Consider the following 11,750-nt stretch of genomic DNA (forward strand, 5'->3'; position numbering starts at 1 on the left):
GACGTCTCCCACAGAGTCCGGGTCGTTGACGAGCTCGAGGCCATCCCTCAGATCCTGTCCAACCTCGGACCGGTGGGAGCCGGCTTGCTGGCGAATGCGGTGGCTCAGCAACATCAACAGTGACTGACACGCCGCCTTCGCGGCCCTCGTAACCTCGGACTGCTCCTACAGAGTCCGCGTCGTTGACGAGCTCGAGGCCATCCCTCAGATCCTGTGCAACCTCGGACCGGTGGGAGCCGGCTTGCTGGCGAATGCGGTGGTTCAGCACCATCAACGGTGACTGACCCACCGCCTTCGCGGCCCTCGTAACCTCGGATGCTCCTACAGGGACTGGGGTGAAGCACGAATCGGTGTCCAGACCGCAGATCTGTGGGATTGAGCTTGCTCTGAGCGGCATTTCGATGAATGCAGTGGATCCCAGTACAGCACGCTCACTGAACCGGTAGAAAATTCAGGAACAGCAGACTTTGCGCGTAGTTCAGGCCAATGCGTCGATAGCGCTCGTCGAGCATTTGAGCCAGTAAATCGAGTCGCGCAACGATTTTGCCAAATTCGGTGGCGAAGCTGAGGTTGCTGCCCTCTTCCGAAATCTCGTTGGAAAACAGCATCAACTCGCCGTTGGCATTCTGGCGCTGGCTCAGCAGCCAGGTCGCTTTCTCGATGTTGCGCGCGGCATTACTGACGAATGTCGGGTTGATCTGGTCGGTCATGAAAAACTCAAGACGCCCGCCATGCGCGGTGACCAACATACTGCCGATGGCGTAGATGAAGGCGCCTACGCGGTCTCCGAGGAATTCAGGGCTCAGGGCATAGCTCAGCGCGGCGAGGTCACGACGATTGCCCAGTTGCGCCAGAGCCGTTCGCTGCTCGATGGCGTTGCGCACGTTCCGCTCGGCAGCACGAGCGTCGATAAATCCTGACTTGCGCCACTCCGCCGGGTTGCGGGCGTAAAGCTTGTTCATCAAAAGATACAAACTTTCCAGGTTGTCATGCATGGCTAACGTGGCCATGCGATCCACGCTGGTCTGGAAAAACTCCTGAGGGCGGGTTTCACTGAATTGCGTCGCCATGTCGCGCCCGTCCTGACGTGTGCAGCCGGCGGCGCACAGCATCAGCGTGCCGACCGCCAGCGTGGCGCGAACACTGCGGTGTACGTAGAAAAAGTGAGACACACCAACCATCAATCACAAGCTTCAGCATCTAGACGTCGCGCGGATTCGCCACGTCCTGGCCATGGATAGAGCCGTAATTCGGCAAAAAGTGCGGCAAGCAAGCAATATGGCGCTCAATGGTTGCTGAACCCTCGTTAAATTCAGCTATGTGACAGCCTGGGATTTGACGCCGCGCTCACGTTTCACCAAGCTAGCCGACTTCACTCTGCTTTCAGGAAACACCCCGCGTGATCACCACAAGCCTGCACTGGCGCCGCTTTTTGTTCTGCCTCGCTCCGCTGATCGCACTGCTCGCTGCTTGCGACGGCGGCGCGCCCAAAACCAAGCCTTCCGAGGCCACGACATACGTCAGCGTGGAATGGGACAAACTGCCCGTGGTAAGCGATCAGGACCTGATGGCGGGTTACAACAGTTGGTTCTCGGCGTGCAAGCGCCTGGCCAAGGACCCGGTGTGGGGACCGACCTGTGCCATGGCCGCGCAGGTGCCACCCAACCCTGCCGCAGTCCGCGACTTTTTGAAGAATCAACTGCAGGTCTACAGCCTGCGTTCGTCCGAACACGGCGCCAATGGCCTGATCACCGGTTATTACGAACCGATCTACAAAGGCAGCGAAGAGCACGACGATCAACACCCGGTAGCCATCTATGGCGTTCCGGATGACCTGATCATCGTCAATCTCGACAGTATTTATCCAGAGCTCAAGGGCAAACGCCTGCGGGGTCGTCTGGACGGTCGGGTGCTGCGCCCTTACGACGACGCCGCGACCATCGACGAGAAAGGCGTCAATGCGCCGGTTCTCGCCTGGCTGGAAAACCCCATTGACCTGCAGTTCCTGCAGATTCAGGGGTCGGGCCGAGTGCAACTCGACAGCGGCCGGCAGCTACGGATCGCCTATGCCGACCAGAACGGCTATCCGTACAAACCCATCGGCCGCTGGCTGGTGGAGCAAGGCCAGTTGACCAAGGACGAGGTGTCCATGGGCCGGATCCGTGACTGGGCCATCGCCCATCCCGAGCGTATCCATGAACTGCTCGGCAGCAACCCGAGCTACGTATTTTTCACCCTGCGTCCAGACAGCAACGAAGGCCCTCGCGGGTCGCTCAACGTTCCGCTGACGGCGGGCTACAGCGTGGCCATCGACCGCAAGGTGATTCCGCTGGGCAGTCTGTTGTGGTTGTCGTCGACCCGCCCTGATGGCACGCCGCTGGTCCGGCCCGTTGCCGCACAGGACACGGGCGGCGCCATCGCCGGTGAGGTCCGTGCCGACATGTTCTGGGGCACCGGCGATGCCGCCGGCGAACTGGCGGGCAACATGAAGCAACAGGGCCAGATCTGGATGCTGTGGCCCAAGGGCGCAGCGCTGCCCAACGCCAAACCCAAGAACTGACGGTCCACCCGTACGGAACCGGTGGCGATTGAAGACGTCACATTGACCGGCGATGCTGCCCCTCGGTGCCCTTGCAGCGCGGATATGGCTCGCGGTTGTTCCAGGCCGAGACCGAAGGGAAACGCTCGAACATGACAGCCAAGGTCATGTTCAAGCTGTCAACTGTCGATGGGCAGGTTCCCCTGAAACCGGTTTCAGGTATAACAGCAAGCTCGTCTTCCTCTCATCCTCACGTCAGTTTTTCAAATGAATACCACCCCCGATACCCCTGCTGAATTTCATATGGGCTGGCTGTTGTTCGCGCTGGCCATGGGCGCGTTCGCGATCGGAACGACCGAGTTCGCCTCCATGACACTGCTGCCGTTCATTGCAAGCGACTTCCAGACCACCCAGCCGCTGACCGGGCACGCCATCAGCGCCTACGCACTGGGTGTGGTCGTCGGCTCTCCGGTGATTATGGTGCTGGGCGTCAGGCTCCCGCGCCGGGCATTACTGGTGGGGCTCGCGGCGTTCATCGGCATCGCCAACGCCCTGAGCGCGATTGCACCGAGCCTGCCCTGGCTGGTGTTCTTCCGATTTCTCAGCGGATTCCCTCATGGCGCCTACTTTGGTGTCGCCATGCTCCTCGCCGCGTCGCTGGTCCCTAAAACCCAGCGGGCGCAGGCGGTATCGCGCGTATTCCTGGGGCTGACCATCGCCACCATCATCGGCGTGCCGTTCGCCACCTGGATCGGCCAGACCGTCGGTTGGCGTTGGGGCTTGGCCATCGTTGCGGTGCTCGCGGTGATCACCGCCGTGCTGATTCGCAGCCTGGCGCCCGCCTCTCCCGCGCAAGCCGATGCCAGCCCGCTGCGCGAGCTCAATGCGCTTCGTTCACGGCAGGTGTGGCTGACGTTGGGCATCGCCGGCATCGGTTTCGGAGGTGTGTTCTGTGTCTACACCTATCTGGCGGCAACCCTGATCGAGGTGACCCACGCCTCGGACTTCATGATTCCCGTGGTGATGGCGGTGTTCGGTCTGGGCACCACCGTCGGTAACCTGGTCTGCGGCTGGGCCGCGGATCGCGCCACCATGCGGGCAGCCGGTGTATCGCTCGGTTTCACTGCGCTGGTGCTCGCACTTTATCCCTCGGCCACCGACAACCTGTGGCTGCTGATCCCGCTGGTATTCTTTATCGGTTGCGGCGTGGGCCTGGCCGCGATCCTGCAAACCCGCTTGATGGACGTTGCGCCCCACGCGCAATCCCTGGCGGGCGCGCTGGTGCAGAGCGCGTTCAACCTGGCCAACGCCATCGGCCCGTGGGTGGGCGGCATCGTTATCGCTGCCGGCTTTGGTTTGCCGGCCACCGGGTATGCCGCCACAGCGCTGACGCTGGGCGGACTGGGAATGTGGTATTGGGCGGTGACCGATGCGCGTCGGGCAACGGAACGTTTCGCGCGGGAATCGGCGAGCCAGGCTTGATTGTCAGGGGTGCCCGGCGCCGGTGCGACACTCTGTCATCAACCGACCGGCCGAAAAAACCTTGTCGCGGCAGGCTGGGCAGGCATAATCCGGCCTAACTTTGTCCGCAGTGAGTATAAGGCTTTGAAACGCGCGACATTCTGTTCAGATCCCGCCAAGGCCAGTAGCTGTGCCAATGGCTCGGTGCGCCGGGCCTCTCGGCGCTTGGGCCAAATTTACGATGAAGCCTTCCTGCCCTGCGGTTTGAAGGCCACCCAATATTCATTGCTGTCGCAGATCGCCCGCAGTGGACAGCCCAAGATGCGCGATCTGGCTCAGGTCCTGGTCATGGACCTTTCTGCCTTGGGCCACACCCTCAAACCGCTGGTTCGTGATGGCCTGGTCGAACTGCAGGTCGACGAAGCCGATCGTCGCAGCCGACGCGTCCTGCTCACGGAAGCAGGTCACTTGAAGTACTGTGAAGCCCGCAAGATTTCCGAACGCGTGTCCCAGGTGTTCGACAAGACATTTGGCGTCGAAGAGACCGTCAAACTGCGTGAGGCGCTGGACTTCATCGCATCGGAAGACTTCGCACGATCACTGCTGAACGAGTTGCAGTCGAGTGAGGCCTGAACGGCCTCTTTCACGACGATCTTCAGACCCTTACTAGCCCTTTGGCTCCTCATCGGGGGCCGGAAACAACGTGTCGACCTTGGCCCGATGAGGCGTACGCACCGGCGCCATGGCCGCCGACTCCGCCAGTTTCGTCGCCATCTCCCAATGCCGGGCGTCCTGCCCCTCGGGCCGTCCCTCGGTCTCCCATATCAATTGCGCAAGTTGACGAACAGCCTCTTCGTCGACATTCATGCATGCCCCCCTTTCATATCGCTGTCTGTTCCCTGCCCCGGGACACACTTCAAGATCCGTATCGAACCGCCGTCCGGGCAAGCCGGACACCAGACGGTGATCAACGCAGAGCACAGACCGGTGCTCACAGCGTGTATACGAACTGGCAAGCGAAAACCTGCCCCCGGGTTCTCTGCGCATCGTTAAGATTCCGCGATGGCGCTTCACGACGCATCCTCCTCAAGGGTGTTTACGGTTGAGCAACACGCTGACCAGCAGCCCGACGCCGGCCGCCGCGCCCACCGCGAGCCACGGATTGGCTTTGACGTACCGCTTGGCATCGTTCAGTACCCGGGTCACCGGTGGTTCCCCTTCTGCATGAACCGCAGCCGCCGAGCTTTTGAGAAACGCTGCCAGCCGCTCATGGGCCAATGCGGTCCGGTCTTCATGCAATGCGTCTCCCGCAGCGAGCAACGCGTTGGTCTCGTCGAGAAACGCGTTCAACTGCGCACGGGTTTTCTCATACAGATTGTCACTCAAAGTATCGGCAAGGTCGTTGATCTTCTGACTCATAAAGTAATACCGGATTCAGGAAGTCGAAACTGGTTGACCAAAGTGTGAATCGATTCGTTCCGAACGAAATCCACAACCGAATTGATCGTGCCTTGGTCAGCCGGTGCGTGCGCCACAAGCGCCGTCAGGCACTTGGTCCTGCAAGCCCGACAATGTGCCGGGCTCGAAGAGGGACCGTCCGAATCAACGGACGTCTGGCCGAGACGCGGTTGGCTTGTCGTCGTCCGCGGACGGATCGGGGTCGTTGCTGGTGCGGGCAGGATGCAGCGGGTCCACTGCCGGATCGGAAAGATCGGGCGACTCCGGGTCGAATCCCAGCTCTTCATCCACGTGGTCTGGTTGACCAGCACCACCCTGAGCACGCGGATCAAAGCCGGTTTCGTTATCGGCCTCGCTGTTCACGCCTTTCTGGGAAATGTTGCCGGGTGCGTTGCGATTCATCTCCATCTCGACTCTCCTCGTCAATGCGCGCGATAAGCACACGTAGAAGTGGGATACGTGAGGGAATCAGGAGTGCCGCAAGATGGACGAGCGGTGACGCATGAAGGTGAGAGCGTTGAGAATGGCGCGCGGTCGACGCCACTCGCTGTAGCAAACGGGCACCGGCGGGCCGGTGCCCGAGAGAGGCTTATCAGGGTGCTATCGCGCCATCGACCAATACCTGCGCCTCGGCCACCAGGCGCTGGAGGTGCTCCTCGCCCTTGAAGCTCTCGGCATAGATCTTGTAGATGTCTTCGGTGCCCGAAGGGCGCGCAGCAAACCAGCCGTTCTCGGTCATCACCTTCAGACCGCCAATCGCCTGATCGTTGCCGGGTGCCTTGCTCAGAATGGCGGTGATCTTCTCGCCCGCCAGTTCCGTCGACGTCACCTGCTCAGGCGACAGCTTGCTCAGCAGGGCCTTCTGCTCGAAGTTGGCCTTGGCCTCGACCCGCGTCGACACAGGCTCACCCAATTCATCGGTCAGCGCCTTGTACACCTCGCTCGGGTCACGCCCCTTGCGAGCGCGGATTTCGGCCGCCAGCAACGCCGGGATCAGACCATCCTTGTCGGTGGTCCAGACCGTACCGTCGCGGCGCAGGAAGGAGGCACCCGCACTCTCCTCGCCACCGAAGCCCAGCGAGCCGTCATACAGGCCTTCGGCGAAGAACTTGAAGCCCACCGGCACTTCGTACAGGCGACGACCCAGACGCTGGGTCACGCGGTCGATCATGCCGCTGCTGACCACGGTCTTGCCGACGGCCGCGTCAGCACGCCAGTCAGGGCGGTTCTGGAACAGGTAGTCGATGGACACCGCGAGATAGTTGTTCGGCGCCAGCAAGCCCCCGGTCGGGGTCACGATGCCATGGCGGTCATGGTCCGGGTCGCAGGCAAAGGCCACCTGAAAACGGTCCTTCAGCCCGATCAGGCCCTGCATCGCGAAACTGGACGATGGATCCATGCGGATCTTGCCGTCCCAGTCCACGCACATGAAGCGGAAGGTCGGGTCGACGAATGTGTTCACCACGTCCAGGTTCAGGCCGTAGTGCTCCCCGATTGCCGACCAGTAGCGCACGCCGGCGCCGCCCAGTGGATCGACGCCCAGACGCAGATTGGCGCCATGGATCGCGTCCATGTCGATGACGTTCTTCAGGTCCGCGACATAGGTGTTGAGGTAGTCATGGCGGTGAGTGGTGTCAGCACGCAGCGCCTTTTCCAACGGCATGCGGGTCACGCCGGCGATTTTCTCGGCGAGCAGTTCGTTGGCCTTGTTCTCGATCCACTTGGTGATATGCGAATCGGCCGGGCCGCCATTGGTAGGGTTGTATTTGAAGCCGCCGCTTTCCGGCGGGTTGTGCGACGGTGTGATGACGATACCGTCCGCAAGGCCCGAGGTGCGACCCCGGTTATAGCAAATGATGGCGTGGGACACGGCCGGCGTCGGCGTGTACTCGTCACCCTCGGAAATCATCACGTTGACGCCGTTTGCCGCCAGTACCTCAAGCGCCGATGCGGCCGCAGGCGTGGACAACGCGTGAGTGTCGGCCCCGAGAAACAAAGGGCCGTCGATGCCGTTCGCCTGGCGATACAGGCAGATGGCCTGACTGATTGCCAGCACATGCCACTCGTTGAAACTCAGGTCGAACGAGCTGCCACGGTGGCCTGACGTACCAAACGAAACCTTCTGGGTGGCAATCGACGCGTCCGGCTGACCGGTGTAATACGCCGTCACCAGACGAGGAAGATCGACCAGCAATTCTGCAGGCGCCAGTTTGCCCGCGAATGGACTGATACTCATGCGAAACCTCCGTGGATGAAAAACCGTGATTAGTCATGACTGACGAAAAATAAAAAATGCTCGGCGCAGCGAAAAAACGGCTTGAAACCACCGCCAGCGCGGCAGTTTACTGGCAGTTGGACCGCCCTGCTCGGCTATCGATCCGTAAACGCTTGAGACAATTAGCAGAGCAGCTTCAAAGTTGCCACCAGGCGGGCAACAATTGCTGAATCTTGCGTTCGGCAAAACGGTCATCGATCAGCATCACCACGCCGCGATCGTCTTGCCCGCGAATCACCCTCCCCGCAGCCTGCACCACTTTCTGCATGCCAGGGTAAAGATAGGTGTAGTCGTAACCCTCGCCGAACAACAGGCTCATGCGCTGTTTAAGTTGCTCGTTGACCGGGTTGATCTGCGCCAGGCCCAGCGTCGCGATGAATGCGCCAATCAAGCGTGCGCCGGGAAGGTCGATGCCTTCACCAAACGCCCCGCCCAACACGGCGAAACCGACGCCCTGGCTGTCCGGGGTAAATCGGTTCAGGAAAGCCTGCCGGTCGGCTTCTGCCATACCACGGGACTGCTGCCACATCGGAATCCGGGGCTGACTGGCCGCCATCAGGTCGGCCACCTGTTGCAGGTAATCGAAACTGCTGAAGAACGCCAGGTAGTTGCCCGGCCGCGCCTGAAACTGCTCGGCCATCAACGCGACGATGGGGCCGAGAGAGGCCTGTCGATGGGTGTATCGCGTGGAGATCCGACTGACAATGTGTACGTCCAGCTGCGAGCGCTGGAACGGCGACTCCACGTCGACCCACGCGGTGTTATCCGGCAAGCCCAGCAAATCCCGGTAATAGTGACGAGGATTCAGCGTGGCGGAAAACAGCACGGTACTGCGCGCGGCCGTCAGACGCGGACGCAGGAATCCCGCCGGAACCACGTTGCGCAGGGTCAAGCGCGACAGGTCTTTTTTGCCCGACGCACGTTTGCTGATATCGAACAGGTAATGCTCGTCGAACAATTCGGCAATGCGCGCGAACTGAATGGCGTCGAAATAGAAACGTTGCAGCTCGCCATTCGCCGCCTGGGGATGGTCGTTGAAGTAATCGCCAAAGGCCGCGACGCACAGCGCGAGACTGGCCAGAAACTTTGCCGGCGTACCGGGGTAAGCCTGGTACGCCGCAACCTGCTCCTTATGCAGCGCGTTCCATTCGCGATTGACCCGCTGCAGGGATTTCTTCAACGGTTCCGGCGCCACCTGTCGCACCTGGTTCATCGCGTGCTGATCAAGGCTTGCGCTGTACATCTGGCGTGCGCGCTCGACCATGTTGTGCGCCTCGTCCACCAGCACCGCAACGCGCCATTGGTTGAACTGGCAAAGACCGAACAGCAAGGCGCTCAGGTCGAAGTAATAGTTGTAATCGGCAATCACCACATCCGCCCAGCGCGCCAGCTCCTGACTCAGGTAATAGGGGCAGACCTGATGCCGCAAAGCGACATCGCGCAGACCCGCCTGATCCAGCCAGGGTGCAATCAACGCCTCGCTACGAGCACTCGGGAGCCGGTCGTAAAACCCTTTGGCCAAGGGGCATGAATCACCGTTGCAGGCGTTGTTCGGGTACTCGCACGCCTTGTCGCGCGCGACCAGTTCCAGCACGCGCAACGTAAGCTGCGGTGCGCTTTGACCGATCACACTCAAAGCGTCGAGCGCCAGCTTGCGGCCAGGGGTTTTGGCCGTCAGGAAGAACACCTTGTCCAGCTTCTGACCCGGCGCGGCCTTGAGCATCGGGAACACCGTGCCGATGGTCTTGCCGATGCCGGTCGGCGCCTGGGCCATGAGACAGCGTCCTGTGCTGACGGCTTTATAGACCGACTCGGCCAGGACGCGCTGCCCGCTGCGAAATTCGGGATGGGGGAACCTGAGCTCGGTCAGTGCCTGATTGCGCGCCTCAACGTGAGCCATTTCCTGCCGCGCCCACTGCAGGAAGATCTCGCATTGCGCTTCGTAAAACGCTTTGAGTTGCGCCGCCAGATACCGCTCGCGAATAACCGTTTCCTGCTCGCTGACGATATTGAAATAGACCAGCGCAACGTTCACCTCAGGCAGCTGCCGTTGCTGGCAGATCAGCCAGGCATAGACCTTGGCCTGCGCCCAATGTAGCTGCCGGTGGTTGTCAGGCATGGCGTCGAGGTCACCACGAAACGTCTTGATTTCTTCCAGTTGGTTGAGCGCGGGGTCGTAGCCGTCCGCCCTGCCCCGTACCGTCAATTCATGGAAGACGCCACGCACGGCCACTTCTGGCTGGTACTGCGGGCCACGTCGAGCCGCGACGGTGCGATGGCCGGCAATGCCTTCCAGTGCGCTGGGTGATGGCGTGAAACGCAGATCGAGATCCCCGGCCTTGGCGGTGAATTCGCACAGGGCCCGAACGGCGATCGTGTAGCCCGCGCGCGGCTCGACGACCGGGTCGGGTGCGGCAGCAGGCAGCTCACCGGGCACGAGGTCGGCATCGGGATTGATCGGGGGAATGGCACTCACTGGGTAACGCTGACCGACGGTTGAATACTGGACAGGCATACAGATAACAGCTGCATGCCCTGTCTGGCAAACAAAACGGATCGGCGGATGGCTAGACCAGCCGCTCCTGCATCAACGCATTCCGAATGATGACCAACATCGATTCGATGTTCTGACTCCAGTCTGCCGCACCGCTCAGACACAGGCTTTGCTGATGCAGCCCCCGTACGCTGAACAACTCCCCGGGGGCAATGACAATACGTTGATCCAGCAGGCGCTCGAAAACCCGCGTCATGTCGACGCGGTGCGTACTGTCCAGCCAGAGCGTGGCACCGCCGCCGGGACGCTCGAAACGGACGTCGTCACCCAGATAGTGGTCAATCATCGTTCCAAGGTTCGCGGTCCGCTCTTGAAGACTGATGCGCAACCCTTGCAGATGACGGTCCATTTGGCCGGAGCTGTACAAGCGTGCAATCGCTTTCTGTCTGATGGGCGGCAGACGAAACGAGCGCAGCAGCATCTGCTGATGCCAGAGTGGCCGCGAATGGCGGCTCAACAGGTAACCAAAAGGCGCTTCCAGTCCGATCGTCTTGTCGAACGCCCCCAGTATCATCAGCCGCTCAGGGTCGATGAAGTTGCGCAGCGGCTCGACCTGCTGATCAAAACACAGCCCGCCCTGGCTGTCGTTTTCCAGCACCCACAGTCCATGCCGGTTCAAGACCTGCGCCAGCAACTGGCGCTGGTCCAACGCCATGACGCGCCCGCGAACGGGGTCCATGCGCGATGACAGGATCGCCATCTTGACCTCGCCATGTTTCAACAGGCCGTTCAGCTCATCCGGGTTGACCACACCCTCAGGACTGGCGCACCACTCAATGACCCGGATGCCAAAAGACTGCAGGGTACGCAGCACGCTCCAGCCGCACGGTGATTCCACCAGCACCGCGCAGTCACGCAACTGGAGGGCTTTAAGCACGGTCTTCAAGACACCGGTCTTGTCCGGTCCGATAAAGACGTTATCGGGGTGCCAGCAACGTTCGGTGGACGTGGTGTAGGACGCCGCGATAGCGGTACGCAGCTCTACGTCGCCGAACGGCTGGAAGCGTGGATCGGGCTGACAAGGGTAATGACGCATGAGGTCGCGCTCGATGTTCAACAGCGCTCCGTCCAGCGATTGAAGGAGCGTCGGTTCATCGGCACCGAAGACAAACATGTCTGACCGTCGGGCACTCGCCTGATAGCGTTCGAGCACATCGTCACCTTCACAGTGGATGTCGTTGCACGGCTGGGGCAATGCGTAATAACCGGATTTGGGCACGGAACAGATGCGCCCCTCCCTTTCCAGCAACGAGTAGGCATTCTGCACGGTGGAAATGGACACGCGCAGCCGGCGCGCCAGCAGACGCAACGAAGGCAGCTTGACTGCCGGTCCTCCGGGCAGCTCATTGGTCAGCCTCGACAGATAGCGGTACACCATCTGGTAGGCGAAATCGGTCTTGTTGTTATTCACTGGACACACCCCATCCATGCGCAAGGCGCAGGGTCAAATGACAAAAATGCAC

The 11,750-nt window shown here is 61.0% G+C and carries 10 protein-coding genes; 3 read left to right on the plus strand and 7 right to left on the minus strand.

The features are described 5' to 3' along the window. Nucleotides 1–431 precede the first annotated feature (431 nt). Nucleotides 432–1,181: a hypothetical protein gene (locus BMY73_RS01020; RefSeq protein WP_092404370.1), complete on the minus strand. Its 750-nt coding sequence runs from the start codon at nucleotides 1,179–1,181 to the stop codon at nucleotides 432–434. Nucleotides 1,182–1,399: 218 nt separating this feature from the next. On the opposite strand from BMY73_RS01020, the gene BMY73_RS01025 reads away from it, so the two are divergent. The 3 genes from BMY73_RS01025 to BMY73_RS01035 all read left to right on the plus strand — a co-directional run bounded on the left by BMY73_RS01025 (nucleotide 1,400) and on the right by BMY73_RS01035 (nucleotide 4,633). Beyond that, the gene (locus tag BMY73_RS01025) at nucleotides 1,400–2,560 is read left to right on the plus strand and encodes a murein transglycosylase A (protein WP_062381338.1); all 1,161 of its coding nucleotides are present in this window, start codon (nucleotides 1,400–1,402) and stop codon (nucleotides 2,558–2,560) included. 246 nt (nucleotides 2,561–2,806) lie between these two features. Beyond that, nucleotides 2,807–4,021 (plus strand): MFS transporter, encoded by a 1,215-nt coding sequence (locus BMY73_RS01030; protein WP_092404373.1) that lies wholly within the window; start codon nucleotides 2,807–2,809, stop codon nucleotides 4,019–4,021. Nucleotides 4,022–4,225: 204 nt separating this feature from the next. Further along, complete coding sequence (locus BMY73_RS01035; protein ID WP_238591698.1) at nucleotides 4,226–4,633, plus strand: MarR family winged helix-turn-helix transcriptional regulator; 408 nt, start codon at nucleotides 4,226–4,228, stop codon at nucleotides 4,631–4,633. A gap of 33 nt (nucleotides 4,634–4,666) precedes the next feature. On the opposite strand, the gene BMY73_RS01040 is transcribed toward BMY73_RS01035, so the two are convergent. The 6 genes from BMY73_RS01040 to BMY73_RS01065 all read right to left on the minus strand — a co-directional run bounded on the left by BMY73_RS01040 (nucleotide 4,667) and on the right by BMY73_RS01065 (nucleotide 11,698). After that, entirely contained in the window at nucleotides 4,667–4,867 is a 201-nt protein-coding gene (locus BMY73_RS01040; protein WP_062381334.1) for a DUF2934 domain-containing protein, read from the minus strand. Nucleotides 4,868–5,086: 219 nt separating this feature from the next. Beyond that, nucleotides 5,087–5,419 carry an ElaB/YgaM/YqjD family protein gene (locus BMY73_RS01045; protein WP_092404375.1) on the minus strand — a complete coding sequence of 111 codons (333 nt, stop codon included), beginning with the start codon at nucleotides 5,417–5,419 and terminating at the stop codon, nucleotides 5,087–5,089. Nucleotides 5,420–5,602: 183 nt separating this feature from the next. After that, entirely contained in the window at nucleotides 5,603–5,866 is a 264-nt protein-coding gene (locus BMY73_RS01050; RefSeq protein ID WP_092404377.1) for a DUF6021 family protein, read from the minus strand. Between the two features lie 184 nt (nucleotides 5,867–6,050). Then, the gene (pgm, locus tag BMY73_RS01055; RefSeq protein WP_092404379.1) at nucleotides 6,051–7,694 is read right to left on the minus strand and encodes a phosphoglucomutase (alpha-D-glucose-1,6-bisphosphate-dependent); all 1,644 of its coding nucleotides are present in this window, start codon (nucleotides 7,692–7,694) and stop codon (nucleotides 6,051–6,053) included. Between the two features lie 175 nt (nucleotides 7,695–7,869). Then, complete coding sequence (locus BMY73_RS01060; RefSeq protein WP_256570785.1) at nucleotides 7,870–10,158, minus strand: ATP-dependent DNA helicase; 2,289 nt, start codon at nucleotides 10,156–10,158, stop codon at nucleotides 7,870–7,872. Nucleotides 10,159–10,300: 142 nt separating this feature from the next. Next, nucleotides 10,301–11,698, minus strand: coding sequence for an aminotransferase class I/II-fold pyridoxal phosphate-dependent enzyme (locus BMY73_RS01065; RefSeq protein ID WP_256570765.1), 1,398 nt, complete (start codon nucleotides 11,696–11,698; stop codon nucleotides 10,301–10,303). Between the last annotated feature and the right edge of the window lie 52 nt (nucleotides 11,699–11,750).

Origin of the sequence: Pseudomonas sp. NFACC02, assembly GCF_900110765.1 — a bacterium.
Taxonomy (GTDB): Bacteria; Pseudomonadota; Gammaproteobacteria; order Pseudomonadales; family Pseudomonadaceae; genus Aquipseudomonas.

Bases quoted from the DNA above. Each gene is read 5' to 3' on its own strand.
- BMY73_RS01020 (WP_092404370.1), bottom strand. From the start codon at position 1,181: ATGGTTGGTGTGTCTCACTTTTTCTACGTACACCGCAGTGTTCGCGCC.
- BMY73_RS01030 (WP_092404373.1), top strand. From the start codon at position 2,807: ATGAATACCACCCCCGATACCCCTGCTGAATTTCATATGGGCTGGCTG.
- BMY73_RS01040 (WP_062381334.1), bottom strand. From the start codon at position 4,867: ATGAATGTCGACGAAGAGGCTGTTCGTCAACTTGCGCAATTGATATGG.
- BMY73_RS01045 (WP_092404375.1), bottom strand. From the start codon at position 5,419: ATGAGTCAGAAGATCAACGACCTTGCCGATACTTTGAGTGACAATCTG.
- BMY73_RS01050 (WP_092404377.1), bottom strand. From the start codon at position 5,866: ATGGAGATGAATCGCAACGCACCCGGCAACATTTCCCAGAAAGGCGTG.
- pgm (WP_092404379.1), bottom strand. From the start codon at position 7,694: ATGAGTATCAGTCCATTCGCGGGCAAACTGGCGCCTGCAGAATTGCTG.